Raw genomic sequence first — 17,764 nt, forward strand, 5'->3', positions numbered from 1 at the left:
TGAAGCAGTTATGATAGATAGCGTCAAATCGACGAAAAGGATTCGTGGTGCCGACCTCCGGCCCACTTCGGACGCGGCCCAGGCCGTGTCCATCACAGAAGAAAGGGTGTGTGTCGTGACCACCGCCCAGCCCACCGTGGACCGCTCCGAGCTCGACGTACAGCCGACCCCGCTCGCCCTGCTGCTGCTCGGCCGCGAGGCCGACCCCCGCAGCGAGCGCGGCGTGGAGTGCCCCGGCGACCTGCCCTCGCCCTCGGACCCCGGCCTGGTGGAGCGCGCCCGCGCCGCCAAGGAGCGGCTCGGCGACAAGGTCTTCGTGCTCGGCCACCACTACCAGCGCGACGAGGTCATCCAGTTCGCCGACGTCACCGGCGACTCCTTCAAGCTGGCCCGGGACGCGGCCGCCCGCCCGGAGGCCGAGTACATCGTCTTCTGCGGTGTGCACTTCATGGCCGAGTCCGCGGACATCCTGACCGGCGACGAGCAGAAGGTGGTGCTGCCGGACCTGGCCGCGGGCTGCTCGATGGCCGACATGGCGACGGCCGAGCAGGTCGCCGAGTGCTGGGACGTGCTGACCGAGGCCGGCATCGCCGAGCAGGTGATCCCCGTCTCGTACATGAACTCCTCCGCCGACATCAAGGCGTTCACGGGCAAGCACGGCGGCACGATCTGTACGTCGTCGAACGCGAAGCGGGCCCTGGAGTGGGCCTTCGAGCAGGTCGACGCCACGACGGGCAAGGTCCTCTTCCTGCCCGACCAGCACCTCGGCCGCAACACCGCCGTGCGCGACATGGGCATGTCCCTGGAGGACTGCGTCGTCTACAACCCGCACAAGCCGAACGGCGGCCTCACCGCCGAGCAGTTGCGGAACGCGAAGATGATCCTGTGGCGCGGGCACTGCTCGGTGCACGGACGCTTCTCGCTGGAGTCGGTCGAGGACGTGCGGGCCCGCATCCCCGGCGTGAACGTCCTCGTCCACCCGGAGTGCAAGCACGAGGTCGTGGCCGCGGCGGACTACGTCGGCTCGACCGAGCACATCATCAAGACCCTGGAGGCGGCCCCGGCCGGCTCGAAGTGGGCGATAGGCACCGAGCTGAACCTCGTACGGCGCCTCGCGAACCGGTTCGCCGCCGAGGACAAGGAGATCGTCTTCCTCGACAAGACGGTCTGCTTCTGCTCGACCATGAACCGCATCGACCTGCCGCACCTGGTGTGGACCCTGGAGTCCCTCGCCGACGGCAAGCTCGTCAACCGCATCGAGGTCGACCGCGAGACCGAGCAGTTCGCGAAGCTCGCCCTGGAGCGGATGCTGGCGCTGCCGTAGCCGTCCCCGCTCCCGCCCGGTAAGGGGCGTCCGCCATTGCGGACGCCCCTTACCGCGTCCTACGCTGCTTCAGCACCCGGGCGTTCTCGACCAGGGCCATTTGCCCCTGCTCCGCCTTGAGGTCGGTTCAAGCAGCGACTCCCGCCCTTCGTCCGGGTCCTTCCCGCGCTCCAGCAGCCCGCCGTCGGCGAGGCCGCGCACGCTCGCGCCCGCCTTCTCGCCGTCCTCTCGGCCCCTTCAGCCCCCTTCATCCTCTCGGTCCTCTCCGTCCCTGAAGGGTCTTCCTCGCCATGCCCTCGCTCACCGCTGCGCTCGCGCTGCTGTCCTTCGTCGGTCCGCTGTCGACCGACATGTATCTGCCCGCCTTCCCGCGCATGGCCGAGGAGTTCGGCACGGATGCGTCCGGGGTGCAGCTCACGCTCACCGCGTTCCTGGTCGGGATGACGGCCGGGCATCTGGTGTTCGGGGCGCTCTCCGACCGGTACGGGCGGCGCCGGCCGCTGCTCGTGGGGGCCTTCGTGTGCGCCGTGGGCACCGCCCTGTGCGCGGTCGCGCCGTCCCTGGGGTGGCTGGTGGCGCTGCGGTTCGTGACCGGGTTCGGCGGGGCCGCGGGGGTCGTGATCAGCCGGGCCGTGGTGACCGACGTGGCCCAAGGGGCCGCGGCGGCACGGATGTTCGGGATCCTGATGACGCTCGCCGGGACGGCGCCGGTCCTCGCGCCGCTCGCGGGCGGCGCCGTGATCGGGGCCGGCGGCTGGCGCGGGGTGTTCCGGGTGCTCGCCGGGGTCGCCCTGGTGGTGGCGCTCGGCGTGCTGGTGGCGGTGCCGGAGAGCCTGCCGAAGGAGCGGCGGCGGGCGGGCGGCGCGGGGCGGCTCGCCGCCGCCGTGCGCGAGGTCCTGGGCGACCGGGCGTACGTCGGGTACACCCTGGCCTTCACCTTCGGCTTCGGGGTGCTCTTCTGCTACATCGCCGGGTCGCCGTTCCTGCTCCAGAACGTCCTCGGGATGGGTGTCGGCGTCTCGTCGGTGGCGTTCTCCGGCGGGGCCGTGGTCGTCACGGCGTCCAGCGCGGTGGGGGCCCGCCTCGTCGGGCGGGTCGCCCCTGAAGCACTGCTGCGCACCGGGCTGCTCGCCATGTTCGCCGGTACGGGCACGCTGCTCGCCGTGACCGTGGCCGGGCTCCTCGGCGCGGTGGCCTGCCTGGCGCTGATGGCGGTGGTGTGCGGCGGGCTCGGCCTTGTGGTCGCGAACGCGGCGGCGCTGGCGATCGCCCGGGTCCCGGGGGCGTCCGGCACCGGCTCCGCGCTCCTCGGCACGGCCCAGAGCGCGCTGGGCGCGGTGGTGGCGCCGCTGGTCGGCCTCGGCGGCGAGCACACGGCGGTGCCGCTGTTCGTGGGGATGACGGTGTGCGGCGGGCTCGCGGTGGCGGCGCTGCGGCTGACTCGGGGGGCTGCGGTGGCGCGGGCGGGCGAGGGGGCGGAAGCGGGCGGGTGAGGTGCCCGGCCGCGGCACGCGCCCCGAGGTCGTACAGGCCCTGCTCAGTCCCCCCGCGGCCGCACCAGACCCGACTCGTAGGCGATGACGACGAGTTGGGCCCGGTCGCGGGCGCCCAGCTTGGCCATCGCGCGGTTCACATGGGTCTTCACCGTGAGCGGGCTGACCTCCAGGCGTTCGGCGATCTCGTCGTTCGAGTGGCCGCCCGCGACCTGCACCAGGACCTCCCGCTCCCGTCCGGTGAGCGCGTCCAGGCGCTCGCTGCGGGCGGGCGCGTCCCCGTCGGAGCCCTCGCCCTGCGCGAGGAACCTGGCGATCAGGCCCTTCGTCGCCGTGGGCGAGAGCAGCGCCTCGCCCGCCGCCGCGATCCGGATGGCGCCGAGCAGTTCGTCCGGCTCCGCGCCCTTGCCCAGGAAGCCCGACGCCCCCGCCCGCAGCGACTGCACGACGTACTCGTCGACCTCGAAGGTGGTCAGCATCACCACACGTACGTGGGACATGGCCGGGTCGTCGCTGATCATCCGGGTCGCGGCCAGGCCGTCGGTGCCGGGCATGCGGATGTCCATCAGGACGACGTCGGCCGACTCGGACTTCGCGAGCCGCGCCGCCTGCGCGCCGTCGGAGGCCTCGCCGACGACCTCCATGTCGGGCTCGGAGTCGACGAGGACCTTGAACGCGCTGCGCAACAGCGCCTGGTCGTCGGCGAGCAGCACCCGGATCGTCACGCGGTAGTCCCTCCCTTGACCGGGGTCTGACCCCGGTCGCCCTGTTTCGCGGTCGTGACGGGCAGGATCGCATGTACCCGGAAACCACCTCCGTAGCGGGGCCCCGCGCTGCACCTCCCGCCGAGGGCACTCACGCGCTCGCGCATGCCGAGGAGTCCGTGCCCGCCGCCGCGGTCCGGGTCGTCGGCGGCCGGGGTGTCCTCACCCGCGCCGTCGTCCACGACGGTGATCTCCAGGTTCGTCCCCACGCGCACGACGCTGACCTCCGCCTTGGCGTGCTCCCCCGCGTGCTTCTGCACATTGGTGAGGGCTTCCTGGATGATGCGGTACGCGGCCAGGTCGACGGCGGCCGGGGGCTTCAGGTCGGCGTCGCCGCGGGCCACCTCCACGGGCAGGCCCGCGTTGCGGAAGGTGTCGACGAGGTCGTCGAGGCGGCCGAGGCCCGGCGCCGGTTCGGTGGGGGCCTCCGGGTCGCCGGTCTGGCGCAACAGGCCGACGGTGGCGCGCAGTTCGCCGAGCGCGGAGCGGCTGGCGTCGCGGACGTGCGCGAGCGCCTCCTTGGCCTGGTCGGGCCGCTTGTCCATGACGTGCGCCGCGACCCCGGCCTGCACATTGACCAGGGCGATGTGGTGGGCGACCACGTCGTGCAGGTCGCGGGCGATGCGCAGCCGCTCCTCCGCCACCCGGCGCCGGGCCTCCTCCTCGCGGGTGCGTTCGGCGCGCTCGGCCCGCTCCCTGATGGCATCGATGAAGGCGCGGCGGCTGCGGACGGCGTCACCGGCGGCCGCGGCCATGCCGGTCCAGGCGAAGATGCCGAGGTTCTCCTGCGCGTACCAGGGCAGCGGGCCCGCCAGCATGGCGACGCCGGTCAGGCCCGTCATGGTGACCAGGCCGATGCGCCAGGTGGTGGGGCGGTTGGTGGTGGCGGCGACCGTGTACAGGGCGATGACGGCGCACATCACGACCGGGGCGCGCGGACCGCTGGTCACCAGTTCCACGATGGAGAAGCCGCAGCTGGCCGCGAGCACGGTCCAGGGGGCGCGGCGGCGGAAGACCAGGGTGGCGGCGCCCGCTCCCATGAGGGTGAGGCTCAGACTGCCCGGGGCGTGGACGTTCCAGGTGGAGCCGTGCTCCCCGTAGGGCTCGGCGAAGGAGCCGATGACCATGCAGACGAGGGCGACGGCGGCGAGGATCGCGTCGACGGCCAACGGGTGCGTTCTGGCCCAGCCGCGGCACCGTTCAAAGTTGGTCACGTACTAAACGGTACGGGCCCGCTCAGACGGAGGGAACGGAAAGGGGGTTCCCCGGGCGGGCGTTGACGCGCCTCGTTGACGCGCCCGGTGCCTCCCGGGCGGGGCGCGCCGCGCGGCACCCGCGGACCGGCCGTCGCCCGGCGCTCGAGCGGTCCTGGTCCCGGCCCTCCGACCACCCCGGGGCTAGCCCGGGATGAGTCCGTCGTCGGAGAGCATCTCGCGGACCTCGTCCAAGGTCGCGTCGGGCGCCGGGAGGATCAGCTCGGACGGTTCGAGGGCGTCGTCGGGCAGTGGCTCGCCCAGCTCGCGCACCTTGTCCAGGAGCGCGTGCAGCGTCCTGCGGAAGCCGGGCTCGTCGCCGCTCTCCATCTCATCGAGCAGCTCGTCGTCCAGCTTGTTCAACTCGGCGAAGTGGCTGTCGGCCAGCTTCACCTGTCCCTCCCCCATGATCCGTACGATCATGACGCCCTCCTCGGACGTGCGCGGTTCGGTCAAGGCCCGAGCGACTACTGCTTGTCGAAGCGCGGGGTGTCCCGCGGCTGCACCTGCTGGCTCTGGCCCTGACCGCCCTCGATGGCCGGCTGCGACGTGCTGGAGCCGCCGGCCAGCTCGGCCTTCATGCGCTGCAGCTCCAGCTCTACATCCGTACCACCGGAGAGCCGGTCCAGCTCGGACTGGATGTCGTCCTTGGCGAGACCGGAGGAGTCGTCGAGGGCGCCGGAAGCAAGAAGTTCGTCGATCGCGCCGGCCCGCGCCTGGAGCGTCGCGGTCTTGTCCTCGGCGCGCTGGATCGCCATGCCGACGTCGCCCATCTCCTCGGAGATGCCGGAGAAGGCCTCGCCGATCCGGGTCTGGGCCTCGGCGGCGGTGTACGTCGCCTTGATGGTCTCCTTCTTCGTGCGGAAGGCGTCCACCTTGGCCTGCAGGCGCTGGGCCGCGAGAGTGAGCTTCTCCTCCTCGCCCTGCAGCGTCTGGTGCTGCACCTCCAGGTCGCTGACCTGCTGCTGGAGGGCGGCGCGGCGGGAGAGGGCCTCGCGGGCCAGGTCCTCACGGCCGAGCGCGAGGGCCTTGCGGCCCTGGTCCTCCAGGGTGGAGGACTGCTTCTGGAGCTGGTTCAGCTGCAGCTCGAGGCGCTTGCGGGAGGTCGCCACGTCGGCGACGCCGCGGCGCACCTTCTGCAGCAGCTCCAACTGCTTCTGGTACGAGTAATCGAGGGTTTCGCGCGGGTCCTCGGCCCGGTCAAGGGCCTTGTTCGCCTTCGCGCGGAAGATCATCCCCATACGCTTCATGACACCGCTCATGGGCTTCGCGCGCCCCCTTCTGACGGACTTCCAGCTCCAGCTACTGCAACAGAACCCACGGTACGGGGTCTGTATCCATTACCGCACTGTTCGCGAGCGGATGCGCTCATCCCCAAGGACGACTGCACCGCCCGACTCTCCGGCGCAAGGAGTAGGTGCGCCCCCGGGAAACCGCCCCGCAAGGCCCCTTAGCCACATAATCAAGACGTCCGGTGTTGCGGGATCGTTCCCCATGCGACTGCGGTCCATGCCCACCCGTCTCCCACCACCGCCCCTGCAAAGAGGGGCCTTCGGCCCCGCACCTCTTGCCACCCGTCTCCCACCACCGCCCCTGCAAAGGGGGGTCTTCGGCCCCGCACCTCTTGACTACCCCGTACCCTTGGGCTTTGTGTTCCGTAGCCGATCCAAGGACGAGAAGGCCCCGGCAGCCAAGGCCCCGGTGACCGACTCTTCGTCCGAGCCCCGTGACCCGCAGGCCCCCAAGGGCCGCCCCACCCCCAAGCGTGCCCTGGCCCAGTCCCAGCGCCGCAGCGTGATGAACACGCCGACGACGCGCAAGGAGGCAGCCAAGCGCCAGCGCGACGAGCGCCGCGCCCAGATGGCGAAGCAGCGCGAGGCGCTGGCCAGCGGCGACGAGCGGTATCTGCCCGCGCGCGACAAGGGTCCGGTGCGCAAGTTCGCCCGTGACTTCGTGGACTCGCGGTTCTGCGTCGCCGAGTTCTTCCTGCCGATGGCCGTGATCATCCTCGTCCTGAGCATGGTCCGCATCCCGCAGCTGCAGAACATCGCGCTGCTCCTGTGGCTCTTCGTGATCGTCCTGATCGTGGTCGACTCCGTCGCCACGGTGATCCGGCTGAAGAAGCGCCTGAACGAGCGCTTCCCGGACGAGAACAAGAAGGGCGCCGTCGCGTACGCCCTGATGCGCAGCCTCCAGATGCGCCGACTGCGGCTGCCGAAGCCGCAGGGCAAGCGCGGGGGCCGGTCCTGAGCGAGGACCGGGGCACGAGCCCTGGCGCGGGCGAGGCCGTCCGGCACGAACTGGTCGGCCGCCAGCTCGACGAGCGGATAGTGGCGCGGTTCCCGCTGGGCAAGCGGCTGCGCGTGCTCGACGTCGGCATGGGGCGCGGGGCGCAGGCGCTGCGCCTGGCCCGCGGCGGGCACGAAGTGACGGGCGTCGAGCAGGACGCGGACGCGCTCGCCGCCGTGCGGGCCGTGGTGGCCGCGGAGCCGGAGGGCATCCGGTCGCGGATGCGGGTCGTCGAGGGCGACGCGCGGGACACCGGCGTGCACTTCCTGCCGGGCAGCTTCGACGTCGTGCTGTGCCACGGCGGTCTGATGCACGTCGACGAGCCCGACGCGCTGCTCGCCGGGCTCGGCCGGGTGCTCGCGCCCGGCGGCCTGCTGTCCCTGGTGGTGCGCAACGCCGACGCCCTCGCCATGCGCCCCGGACTGCGGGCGGACTGGGCGGGCGCACTCGCGGCCTTCGGCTCCGACACCTACCGCGACGAGAGCGGCGCCGAGGTCCGGGCGCATCGCCTCGACGCCGTCGGGCAGTCCCTCGCGGGCATCGCGGCACCGCTGGTCGCCTGGTACGGCGTCCGGGTCTTCTCCGAGGCCACCGACATACCGGCCGCCGGTCCCGAGCTGGAGGCCCTGCTCTCCGCCGAGACCCGGGCCGGGCGCACCGACCCCTACCGGCGGGTGGCGACGATGCTGCACCTGTGCGGCGGGCGGGACTGAGGCCTCGTAACGGCGCCGGGGCCGACGCCTCTTAACGGCGCCGGGGCCGACGCCTCGTACCCGAGTCGGGGACTCACGCCTCGTACCCGAGTCGGGACCGACACCTCTCGCGGTACGGGACCCCGGGTCGCCGCGGTCCGCGCGGCGCCCGGTCCGGCGGCCCCCTGTTCGGACGCTCCCCGCAGGACGGGGCTCGGGGCGCGGCCGAGACTCGGGCTATGAGACTGCCGCGCACCCGTGTCCCGCTGCTTCCCGCCACCGCCGTCCTGGTCGTCCTCGTCGCCGGGTGTTCCGGTGGTGGAGGCGGCGGGGACGGCGACCGGGCGGACAGGGCGGACCGGGCGACCACGCAGGCGGCGCCCGTCGCCGCGAGCGACCTTCAGGACGACTACCAGAAGGTGATCAAGGACGTGCTGCCGTCGGTCGTCCAGATCGACGCGTCCGACAGCCTCGGCTCCGGGGTGGTCTACGACGACCAGGGGCACATCGTCACCAACGCCCATGTCGTGGGCGAGGAGAAGACGTTCCGGGTGACCACGGCCACCGGTGAGCAGCCGCTCGCGGCGAAGCTGGTGTCGGCGTATCCGGAGCAGGACCTCGCCGTGATCAAGCTGGACAAGGTGCCGAGCGGGCTGAAGGCCGCGAGGTTCGGCGACTCCACGAAGGTCGAGGTCGGCACGATCGTGCTGGCGATGGGCTCGCCGCTCGGCCTGTCGTCGAGCGTCACCCAGGGCATCGTCTCGGCGACCGGACGCACGGTCAGCGAGGGCAGCGACGACGGCGGCACCGGCGCGACCATCGCCAACATGGTGCAGACGTCGGCCGCGATCAACCCGGGCAACAGCGGCGGCGCCCTCGTCGACCTCGACGGTCAGGTCATCGGCATCCCGACGCTCGCCGCGACCGACCCGGACATGGGCGACGGCGCGGCCCCCGGCATCGGCTTCGCGATCCCCTCGTCCATGGTCAAGACGGTCGCCGACCAGATCGTGCGCAACGGCCGGGTCACCGACTCGGGCCGGGCCGCGCTCGGCGTCACCGCCCGCACCGTGCTCGGCGACGACTACCGCCCGGCGGGCGTCGCGATCGTCGAGGTGCAGGACGACGGCGCCGCGGCGAAGGCGGGCCTGGAGGCCGGTGACATCATCACCGACCTCGGCGGCACCCCCATCACCACCATCACCTCGCTGTCCGAGACGCTGGCGGCGGTGGAGCCGGGCGCCAAGGAGCGGGTGACGTACGTACGCGACGGTGACGAGCGGACGGCGGAGGTCACGCTCGGCGAGATGTAGCCGTGCGGCGCTTCCGGCGGGCGCGTGCCGGGCCGGACGGGGCCGGAACGGCGGGTGGGGGCGGCGCCGCTCGCGCCGCCCCCGCCGAGGTTCAGGAACACCGAAGTTCAGCAGCGCCGGAGGTCAGGAGCCCTGGGCGCTGCCCGCGTCCTGCGCGTGCAGGCTCATCGGGCCGTAGATCTCCGAGGTGTCCTCGAAGAGGGTCACCTGGTCCGCGCCGCCCTCGCTCAGGTCCTTCCAGTGCTCACCGAGCCAGGTCTCCGCGTCTCCCTGGGTGGTGAACTCCTCGGGCTGCACGGCAGGCTGGACCTCCGTCCCGTCCGCCTTCTCGAACCGCCACGTCCATGCCGCCATGTCAGCCTCCCGAGGTCCAGTGGATGTCCCGGCAGCCGCCCGGAGCGGGAGCCGGAGCCGCTTGAAGCCTAGCCGGGCGCGCGCCGCCGGGGGCTACGCGGGAGGATCTTCCTGTGGAACTGACTCTGCTCGGCACCGGAGCCCCCGAAGGGCTGCCGTACCCCGGCTGCCCCTGCGCCGTGTGCGCGACCGCCCTCGGCGACGCGGCGCGGGCCGCCACGGCGCTGCTCGTCGACGGTGTGCTGCTGCTCGACCTCACGCCCGGCGCCGCCTTCGCCGCCGCCCGCGCCGGCCACTCCCTCGGCGGGGTGCGCCAGGTGCTGCTCTCGCACCCGCACGACGGGCCCGCCGTGGAAGTGCCCGCCGGGCTGCCGCAGCCGGGGCGGGTGCCGGACGGGCGGGAGCTCGCGCTCCTCACCGGGCACCGGGTGCGCGCGGTGGCGACGGACGCGCCCGGCACCGGCTACGAGGTGACCGGGCCCGACGGCGACCGGCTGCTGTACCTGCCGCCGGGTGCCGCGCCCGCCGGTTTCCCCGCGGAGCAGGTCGCGTACGAGATGGTCGTGGCGGACGTCGTCGGCCGCCCGGACGGCCTGGCCCGGCTGCGGGCGGCCGGGGGCGTGACCCCGACGACGGACGTCGTGGCCGTCCACATCGGGCACGGGGCGCCCGCCGGGGCGGAGCTGACGCGGCGGCTCGCGGCGGCCGGGGCGCGGGCCGTCCCGGACGGCACGACGCTGACCGTCGGCGCCTACGAGGACGTACCCGACCTGCCGCGCCGCACCCTGATCCTGGGCGGGGCCCGCTCGGGGAAGTCCGTCGAGGCGGAGCGGCGCCTGGAGGCCTTCCCCGATGTGCTGTACGTCGCCACGGGCGGCACCCGGGGCGGGGACGGCGAGTGGGCGGAGCGGGTGCGGGCGCACCGCGAGCGGCGTCCCGGTTCCTGGCGGACCACGGAGACCTGCGATCTCGTACCGCTGCTCACGGAGCCGGGGCCGCCGCTGCTCGTCGACTGTCTGTCGCTGTGGCTGACGCACGCGATGGACGAGGTGAACGCCTGGGACGACGCCGAGTGGGCGAGCGGCGGCGAGCGGTCGCTGCGCAAGCGGGTCACGGAGCTCACGGACGCGGTGCGCGCCACGCGCCGGGTCGTCGTCGCGGTGTCCAACGAGGTCGGCTCGGGCATCGTCCCCGCGACCGCCTCGGGTCGCCGCTACCGCGACGAACTCGGCCGCCTCAACGCCGCGTTCGCCACCGAGTGCGAGCATGTGCTGCTCGTGGTGGCGGGCCAGGCACTGACCCTGCGGGGCTGATCGGGACGGGTACGCGGGGGCAGGCGCCGCTGGTCAGGCTACGGGCGCCCCCGGCCTCCCGCGTCGGGCGCTGCGCAACCTCCCGCTTCGGCCACCCCGCATCGGGCGCCCCTCGACCTCCCACGTCAGGTCCCCCGCGACCACCCGCTTCAGGCGCCCCCATGCCGGCCGCCCCGCCCCCTCAGGCGTCCGGCTCCCGCCGCGCGATCACCCTGTACGCGTTCCCACCCCCGGTGCGCGTCAGCAGGGGTGCGAGGAGCAGGTCGGTCGCGTACGCGAGGGCGAGGAGCGGGGTGGCCGCCTGCCAGGCCGTTCGGCGCAGGCGTTGCCGCAGGGGGCTCGGGGCGTGCGCCCGCCAGGGCACGTCCGCCGCGGGCAGCAGGCGGTTGAGGACGAGCGCGCAGGCCGTGGTCAGGTCGGACGGCACGTGCGGGGTGCGGCGGTCGACGTCGACGACGGTGAAGCCGAGTTCGTCCAGCTCCCGGCAGAGGTTGGCGAGCGGCACGAAGTGCGGGTGGCGCGGCTGGCGGTAGGAGGCCCACCACTTGCCGAGCAGCCGGGCCGAGCGGCACTCGGGGTCCGGGGCCTCGACCAGCAGGTGCCCGCCGGGGCGCAACACGGTGCGGGCGGCGGCGAGTTCCGCGCGGGGGTCGGGGCGGCGTTGCAGGTAGTGGACCATGCTGAGCGCGTCGTAGCGCCCGGCGAGGCGTTCGGCCAGGTCGGTGAGGCGGCCGCGGTGGGCCTCCTCGATGCGGCCGCGCCGCACCCCCGCCGCGAGGCCCGGGTCGGTGTCGAGCCCGTCGAAGGCCGTGTACGGCAGTACGTCCTTGGCGGCGCCCGGGAAGCGGGCGCGCCCTGTGCCCACGTCGAGCCAGCTCTCGGGCTCGTCGATGCGGCTCAGCGCGCGGACCCCGGCGAGCCGCCGGGCGCGGCCCGACCCGGCCCGGGCCAGGAGCGCGGGAGCGCCGCCGCCGAGCCCGTGGCACAGGTCCTGGCGCCAGAAGTCCCGGTGGCCGAGGTCGTGGCGGGCCGCGCCGAGGCGGTAGAAGTCCAGGCCCTCGGCGGTGAGGCGGGGGTTCTGGAAGGTGTGGGCGCAGTCGTCGCACCGCTCCAGGGTGAAGCCGCCCGGCTTGCGCTGGATCAGGTCGGTGGTGCGCAGCCGTACGCGCAGGCGGGTCGAGCCGCACCAGGGGCAGTCGTCGCGGCGCGGTTCGTGGAACCGGGCGGTGCCCTCGGCGAGGCGGGCGAGGCAGGCGGAGCGGCCTTCGGCGGTCTGCTGGGCGAGGTCCATGACGTACTCCCGGATGCTTCCGGCCCGCGGGACGCTCGCGCGGGGCGGCAGCGCGCCGGAGGGGACGGCCGGCGGTACGACCATGCGATACATGCGGGACATTGGGAACGTAAGGGACGCGCCGCGGGGATTCAACGACGCTGGGGCGCGCTTGCGTCGCATGGCGTAACCGGGCCGCGGGTGGGTGCGCCGGGGACCGGCTGACGGAGTGTCACGCGGGCCTCGGCCGTGGCCCGGGCGGTCGGGGCCGTTCGCGCGCACGGCACGCCCCGCCGGTACTGTTCGCCGAATGAGCTCGCTGATTCTCGACGACTTCACCGACCTGATCGAGCGGCCCGACGGCGGGGTGCGCCGTGACGCCGAAGAGCGCAGGGAGCGCCAGGCCCTGCCGCCCGGTGCCCTCGGCCGCCTGGACGACCTCGCCGAATGGCTGTCGGCGGCGCAGGGCGCGGTGCCGGTCAAGCCGATCGAGCGGCCCCGCGCGGTGCTGTTCGCGGGCGATCACGGGGTGGCCGAACTCGGCGTCTCCGCGCGGGCGGCGGGCGGCGCGGCCGACCTCGTACGGACCGTCCTCAGCGGCGCGAGCCCCGCGGCCGTGCTCGCGCGACAGCTCGACGTACCCGTGCGGGTCGTCGACATGGCCCTGGACTGCGACCCGGACACGCTGCCCGCCGAGGTCGCCGGGCACCGGGTGCGCCGCGGCTCCGGGCGCGTCGACATCGAGGACGCGCTCACGCTGGAGGAGGCCGAACGCGCCGTCGCGGCGGGCATCGCGCTGGCCGACGAGGAGGCCGACTCCGGCACCGACCTGATCGTGCTCGGCGACATCAGCGTCGGCGGTACGACGCCCGCGGCCACGCTGATCGCCGCGCTCTGCGGCACGGACGCCTCCGTCGTCACCGGGCGGGGCGGGGCCCCGATCGACGACCTCGCGTGGATGCGCAAGTGCGCCGCCGTGCGGGACGCGCTGCGGCGGGCCCGGCCGGTCCTCGGCGACCAACTGGAGCTGCTCGCGACGGTGGGCGGGGCCGATGTCGCGGCGATGACGGGGTTCTTGTTGCAGTGCGCGGTGCGGCGCACGCCGGTGATCCTCGACGGGGTCGTGTCTGCCGCGGCGGCGCTGGTGGCCCAGCGGGTGGCGTTCCGGGCGCCGGACTGGTGGCTCGCGGCGCACGACAGCGGGGAGCCCGCACAGGCCAAGGCCCTGGACCGGATGGCGCTCGAACCGCTGCTCGCCCACGGCGTGAAGGTCGGCGAGGGCGTGGGCGCCCTGCTGGCGGTGCCGGTGGTGCGGGCCGCGGCGGCCCTGTCGGCGGAACTGCCCGTGGCGGCCGAGGAGTCCGGGAAGCCCGATGACTCCGATGACTCCGATGAGGCGGACCGGACGGACGGGACGGACGGAACCGGGGAGTCCGACGCGTCCGGCGCGTCCGGTGAGTCCGACGCGTCCGGCAAGGCCGCCAAGTCCGCGGACGCGCCCACCGAGTAGCCCCGACAGCCCTCTACGGCCCCCGCAGCCAGTCGCGCTGACCACATATCACACCACAACGCCCCATAAGATCCCGTTTCATGGGAGAAGCACGGGCAGGGGAAGACCGAGCGGGCGAAGAGCGGCTCCGGACGTCCACGGTGGCCTCGCGGCGGGGGGCCACAGTGGCCGTCTGGTATCTGCGGGCCGTGACGTTCGTGAACTTCCTCAGCGCCGTATGGGTCTCCCTCGGCCAGGACCTGCGGCGCCACAACACCGAGAACTACTTCACCCCGTACCTGCTCACCGCGGGCTTCGCCTCCGGCGTCTTCACGATGTTCCTGGCGATCACCATGCGGCGCAGGAAGCGGGCCGCCTGGATCCTCAACCTCGTCCTGAGCGGCCTCTTCCTGCTCCTGTTCGCCTTCGCGATGTGCTTCCCGGAGATCAGGCAGTACGCGCAGAACTGGATCTCGCTCGGCCTCACCGCGCTGTTCGTCGGCGCGCTCCTCGTCGGCCGCCGCGAGTTCTACGCCGTCGGCGACCGCTCGAACCCCAAGCTCGCGGCGGCCGTGGCCGTCGGCGGGCTCCTGGTGACGTCCCTGCTCGCCGCGTTCCTGGTGACCGTCACCAACCACGCCCACGACGAGTACCGCTCGACGTTCGCCGACCGCTGGCGCTACGGCACGATGCGCCTGGTGTCGCTGGCCGCCGACGACTCCCGGTTCGCCGGGATCACCACGCCGGGCTGGGTCAACGTCACCATCAACGTCCTGAGCACGGTGCTCCTGTGCGCCGTCCTGTACGCCGCGTTCCGCTCCCGCCGGGCCGTCGACCCGCTGTCGGAGGGCGACGAGGAGCGGCTGCGGGCCCTGCTCGACCGGCACGGCGAGCGCGACTCGCTCGGCTACTTCGCGCTGCGCCGCGAGAAGAGCGTGGTGTGGTCCCCGACGGGCAAGGCGGCGGTCGCGTACCGGGTCGTCAGCGGGGTCTCGCTGGCCTCGGGCGATCCCATCGGCGACCCCGAGGCCTGGCCCGGCGCCATCGAGCCCTGGCTCGCCGAGGCCCGCGAGCACGGCTGGACCCCGGCGGTGATGGGCGCGAGCGAGGAAGCGGGCACCATCTACGCCCGACACGGCCTGGACGCCCTGGAGCTGGGTGACGAGGCGATCGTCGAGATCGCCGAGTTCACGCTGGAAGGACGGGCCATGCGTACCGTCCGGCAGGCCTACAACCGCGTCAAGCGCGCCGGGTACGAGGTCCGCATCCGGCGCCACCACGACATCCCCGCCGACGAGATGGCGTACCTCCTGAAGCGCGCCGACGACTGGCGCGACGGCGCCACCGAGCGGGGCTTCTCCATGGCGCTCGGGCGGCTCGGCGACCCGGCGGACGGCGAGTGCGTGATGTTGGAGTGCCGGGATGGCGACGGCGAGCTGCGGGCGGTGCTCTCCTTCGTGCCGTGGGGGCCGCGGGGGCTCTCGCTCGACCTGATGCGGCGCGACCGGGACTCCGAGAACGGCCTGATGGAGTTCATGGTCATCGAGCTGCTCCAGCGCGCGGCGGAGATCCAGATCACGCAGGTGTCACTGAACTTCGCGATGTTCAGGTCGGTCTTCGAGCGTGGCTCACGGCTAGGCGCGGGTCCGGTGCTCAGGCTGTGGCGCTCGCTGCTCAGCTTCTTCTCCCGGTGGTGGCAGATCGAGTCGCTGTACCGCGCCAACGCCAAGTACCGACCCATCTGGGAACCCCGCTTCCTTCTCTTCGAGAAGAGCGGCGACCTGCTGCGCATCGGCGTCGCCGCCGCCCGCGCCGAGGGTTTCCTGGAAGCGCCGGGACTGCCGAAATGGCTGCATCGCACACATCTGGAGTCCCGACGATGAGCACCCTGTCCCGGCTGGCCCGCGCCGAGTGGGGCCCGCTGTACAGCACGGTCCGGGACAGACTTCACGCCCGGCGCTGGCGCGCGATCCCCCTGACACTGGCCGCCGTCTGTCTGACGGCGGCGTTCCAGTACGTGCAGAACCAGTCCTGGGGCTACCAGTTCGTCCAGAACATCGGCTGCGTCCGGGCCGAGGACCCGCTGTGGCTGTCCCTGCTGCGCACCCCGCTCTCGCTCTTCGTGCCCGCCCTCGACCTGCCGGTGTGGGGCGCGCTCGCGCAGATCCTGCTGGTCTTCGGCATCGCGGAGTGCTGCATCGGCTGGTGGCGCACGCTCCTCATCGGGTACGCGGCGACGCTCGGCGGCACCTTGTACGCCCGCCTCGGCATCGAGCTGGGGCCGGACCACCCGATCGGGCTGCCCGCGTCCGACGCGCAGGTGGTCGACACCGGCCCCTCGGCCGCGGTCGTGGGGCTCGCGGTGTACGTGTGCTGGCGCTACCGGGCGTACGCCACGGGGATCCTCGTGATCGTCCTGATGGTCGTCGAGGTGCTCGTCAAGAACAACCTCGCGGGCAAGGAGCATCTGGCGGCCATCGCCGGGGTCCTGGTGGCGACCGTGGCCGTCGAGGTGGTGGCGCGGGTGCGTCAGCGGGGGCGCGGCTCGGGGTCCGGTTTGCCGCCGATGAGGTCCTGAAAGCGGCGCCGCGGGCCCGTCCAGCGGCGGTCGTGGCGGAACGCGCGCAGACCCGCGCGGGCCCGGGCGCGCGGCCGGTTGCGGTAGAACCTCCGCGCCCACGCCGAGCCGGGGCGGGCGAGCCGGATCGCGCCGACCAGCGCGACGAACGGCACCACCATCCCGATCAGGGCCGTGCGTAGCTTGCCCTTGGCCAACGCGATCACGGCGAAGCCGCAGTTCAAGGTGATGTTGAGGGCGAACGCGACGCGGTCGTGGCGCTCGTCCGCGGAGAGCTCGTTCACGCCGAGCGGGCTGAACCCGGTGAGGATCAGCACGACCAGGGCCGTCGTGAGGACCACGACCTCCACGCTCTTGCGGCCCTGCTCGCTCCAGTACACGTCGTCCAGGTGCAGGATCAGCGCGAACTCGTCGAGGACCAGGCCCGCGCCCACGCCGAAGATGACGGCGGCGCACATCGACCCGAAGCTGTGCCGCCCGGCGGCCACCGCCCAGAAGCCGCCCACCAGCATCAGGAAGATGCCCGGTACGACGTGGTGGACGTGCACGTCACCCGTCGTGATGTTGCGGAACGGCCCCTTCCCGGCGCGGATGAGGCGCGTGATGGTCCTGGTGACCAGGAACGAGCCGACGAAGGCGACCAGCGCGAGCAGCAGCGGCAGCTTCCCCGGCTCCACGATGTTCCGGTACCACCAGTCGTCCATGGGCCCATCTTCCGGTTCGCCTCCCGCTTTCGCAGGCGGGGACGGCACCCGGCGGTGCCGAAGGGCGCCCCGGCCCGCCCCCGCCGGGCCCGGCCTCCCCGGGTAACCTCGCCGAATGCCCAGACCCACCCCCGCCGACGGCCTCCGGTTCGCCTTCGGGACGCTCACCGTGATCCCCGTCCACGTCCGCAGGTGGGACCGGGAGGCCGCCCGCGCGGGCATGCTGTGCGCCCCGCTCGCGGGCCTGGCCGTGGGGCTCGGTGCGGCCGCGGCGGGGTCGGCCCTGCTCGCCCTCGGCGCGAGCCCGCTGCTCGCGTCCGTCGCCGCCGTCGCCGTCCCGGCGGCGGCCACCCGGGGGCTGCACCTGGACGGCCTCGCCGACACGGCCGACGGGCTCGGCAGCGGCAAGGCGGCCGACGGCGCGCTGCGCGTCATGAAGCAGTCCGACATCGGCCCGTTCGGCGTCATCACCCTCGTCCTGACGCTGCTCGCCCAGGTCGCGGCCCTCGCCGAGCTGTACGACGAGAGCTGGACGCACGGCGCCACCGCCACCGTCGTCGCCGCCACCACGGCCCGCCTCGCCCTCACTCTGGCCGCCCGCACCGGCGTCCCCGCGGCCCGCCCCGAGGGCCTGGGCGCCGCTGTCGCCGAGACCGTGCCCACGCCCGCCGCGGTGGCGGTCCTCGCCGTCACCACGGCCGCGGCGGCCGCGGCGGGAGTGCCCGGCGGAGCGTCCTCGATGGCGCACAACGCGGCCGCCGTCGTGCTCGGCTGCGCCGCCGCCGGACTGCTCCTGCGGCACTGTGTGCGGCGCTTCGGCGGCGTCACCGGCGACGTCTTCGGCGGACTCGCCGAGACGACCACCACCGCCGTCCTCCTTGTGCTCGCCCTCGGCCAGCACGCACAGTGAGGCGCACCGCAACAATTA

At 73.5% G+C, this 17,764-nt stretch carries 17 protein-coding genes; 10 read left to right on the top strand and 7 right to left on the bottom strand.

The genetic code is table 11. The annotated features are described in order from the left end of the window. Positions 1-115 precede the first annotated feature (115 nt). Positions 116-1,324 carry a quinolinate synthase NadA gene (nadA, locus tag ACZ6BG_RS02195; RefSeq protein ID WP_468995675.1) on the top strand — a complete coding sequence of 403 codons (1,209 nt, stop codon included), beginning with the start codon at positions 116-118 and terminating at the stop codon, positions 1,322-1,324. Positions 1,325-1,614: 290 nt separating this feature from the next. Beyond that, entirely contained in the window at positions 1,615-2,817 is a 1,203-nt protein-coding gene (locus tag ACZ6BG_RS02200; RefSeq protein WP_468995679.1) for a multidrug effflux MFS transporter, read from the top strand. 44 nt (positions 2,818-2,861) lie between these two features. Here the strand turns inward: ACZ6BG_RS02200 and ACZ6BG_RS02205 are convergent, their stop codons facing one another. The 4 genes from ACZ6BG_RS02205 to ACZ6BG_RS02220 all read right to left on the bottom strand — a co-directional run bounded on the left by ACZ6BG_RS02205 (position 2,862) and on the right by ACZ6BG_RS02220 (position 6,096). Continuing rightward, the gene (locus tag ACZ6BG_RS02205; protein ID WP_468995682.1) at positions 2,862-3,542 is read right to left on the bottom strand and encodes a response regulator; all 681 of its coding nucleotides are present in this window, start codon (positions 3,540-3,542) and stop codon (positions 2,862-2,864) included. Beyond that, positions 3,539-4,795 (bottom strand): sensor histidine kinase, encoded by a 1,257-nt coding sequence (locus ACZ6BG_RS02210; RefSeq protein ID WP_468995686.1) that lies wholly within the window; start codon positions 4,793-4,795, stop codon positions 3,539-3,541. Before ACZ6BG_RS02210 ends, ACZ6BG_RS02205 begins: the two co-directional genes overlap by 4 nt. 183 nt (positions 4,796-4,978) lie before the next feature. Next, positions 4,979-5,257, bottom strand: coding sequence for a PspA-associated protein PspAA (gene pspAA, locus ACZ6BG_RS02215; RefSeq protein ID WP_468995691.1), 279 nt, complete (start codon positions 5,255-5,257; stop codon positions 4,979-4,981). Between the two features lie 44 nt (positions 5,258-5,301). Next, complete coding sequence (locus tag ACZ6BG_RS02220) at positions 5,302-6,096, bottom strand: PspA/IM30 family protein (RefSeq protein ID WP_468995695.1); 795 nt, start codon at positions 6,094-6,096, stop codon at positions 5,302-5,304. 331 nt (positions 6,097-6,427) lie between these two features. Here ACZ6BG_RS02220 and ACZ6BG_RS02225 point away from each other — a divergent pair, with 331 nt between their 5' ends. From ACZ6BG_RS02225 to ACZ6BG_RS02235, 3 genes are all read left to right on the top strand, one after another. Next, positions 6,428-7,084 carry a DUF3043 domain-containing protein gene (locus ACZ6BG_RS02225; RefSeq protein WP_468997850.1) on the top strand — a complete coding sequence of 219 codons (657 nt, stop codon included), beginning with the start codon at positions 6,428-6,430 and terminating at the stop codon, positions 7,082-7,084. Continuing rightward, positions 7,081-7,836: a class I SAM-dependent methyltransferase gene (locus ACZ6BG_RS02230; protein ID WP_468997852.1), complete on the top strand. Its 756-nt coding sequence runs from the start codon at positions 7,081-7,083 to the stop codon at positions 7,834-7,836. Before ACZ6BG_RS02225 ends, ACZ6BG_RS02230 begins: the two co-directional genes overlap by 4 nt. A gap of 218 nt (positions 7,837-8,054) precedes the next feature. After that, positions 8,055-9,128: a S1C family serine protease gene (locus tag ACZ6BG_RS02235; protein ID WP_468995698.1), complete on the top strand. Its 1,074-nt coding sequence runs from the start codon at positions 8,055-8,057 to the stop codon at positions 9,126-9,128. Between the two features lie 123 nt (positions 9,129-9,251). Here the strand turns inward: ACZ6BG_RS02235 and ACZ6BG_RS02240 are convergent, their stop codons facing one another. Next, positions 9,252-9,482, bottom strand: coding sequence for a hypothetical protein (locus ACZ6BG_RS02240; protein ID WP_380852031.1), 231 nt, complete (start codon positions 9,480-9,482; stop codon positions 9,252-9,254). 113 nt (positions 9,483-9,595) lie between these two features. On the opposite strand from ACZ6BG_RS02240, the gene ACZ6BG_RS02245 reads away from it, so the two are divergent. Further along, positions 9,596-10,795, top strand: coding sequence for a bifunctional adenosylcobinamide kinase/adenosylcobinamide-phosphate guanylyltransferase (locus tag ACZ6BG_RS02245; RefSeq protein ID WP_468995705.1), 1,200 nt, complete (start codon positions 9,596-9,598; stop codon positions 10,793-10,795). 181 nt (positions 10,796-10,976) lie between these two features. On the opposite strand, the gene ACZ6BG_RS02250 is transcribed toward ACZ6BG_RS02245, so the two are convergent. Continuing rightward, the gene (locus ACZ6BG_RS02250) at positions 10,977-12,188 is read right to left on the bottom strand and encodes a class I SAM-dependent methyltransferase (RefSeq protein ID WP_468995710.1); all 1,212 of its coding nucleotides are present in this window, start codon (positions 12,186-12,188) and stop codon (positions 10,977-10,979) included. 187 nt (positions 12,189-12,375) lie between these two features. Here ACZ6BG_RS02250 and cobT point away from each other — a divergent pair, with 187 nt between their 5' ends. The 3 genes from cobT to ACZ6BG_RS02265 all read left to right on the top strand — a co-directional run bounded on the left by cobT (position 12,376) and on the right by ACZ6BG_RS02265 (position 16,132). Then, positions 12,376-13,575: a nicotinate-nucleotide--dimethylbenzimidazole phosphoribosyltransferase gene (gene cobT / locus ACZ6BG_RS02255; RefSeq protein WP_468995716.1), complete on the top strand. Its 1,200-nt coding sequence runs from the start codon at positions 12,376-12,378 to the stop codon at positions 13,573-13,575. A gap of 80 nt (positions 13,576-13,655) precedes the next feature. Continuing rightward, the gene (locus ACZ6BG_RS02260) at positions 13,656-15,437 is read left to right on the top strand and encodes a phosphatidylglycerol lysyltransferase domain-containing protein (protein ID WP_468995718.1); all 1,782 of its coding nucleotides are present in this window, start codon (positions 13,656-13,658) and stop codon (positions 15,435-15,437) included. After that, positions 15,434-16,132, top strand: coding sequence for a hypothetical protein (locus tag ACZ6BG_RS02265; RefSeq protein WP_468995722.1), 699 nt, complete (start codon positions 15,434-15,436; stop codon positions 16,130-16,132). Before ACZ6BG_RS02260 ends, ACZ6BG_RS02265 begins: the two co-directional genes overlap by 4 nt. Here ACZ6BG_RS02265 and ACZ6BG_RS02270 read toward each other — a convergent pair. Continuing rightward, complete coding sequence (locus ACZ6BG_RS02270; RefSeq protein ID WP_468449223.1) at positions 16,084-16,836, bottom strand: hypothetical protein; 753 nt, start codon at positions 16,834-16,836, stop codon at positions 16,084-16,086. The genes ACZ6BG_RS02265 and ACZ6BG_RS02270 overlap by 49 nt on opposite strands. A gap of 115 nt (positions 16,837-16,951) precedes the next feature. Between ACZ6BG_RS02270 and ACZ6BG_RS02275 the strand changes: the two genes are divergently transcribed. Then, complete coding sequence (locus ACZ6BG_RS02275; protein WP_468995728.1) at positions 16,952-17,746, top strand: adenosylcobinamide-GDP ribazoletransferase; 795 nt, start codon at positions 16,952-16,954, stop codon at positions 17,744-17,746. Positions 17,747-17,764 lie beyond the last annotated feature (18 nt).

This window comes from Streptomyces sp. NPDC041205 (genome assembly GCF_055591765.1).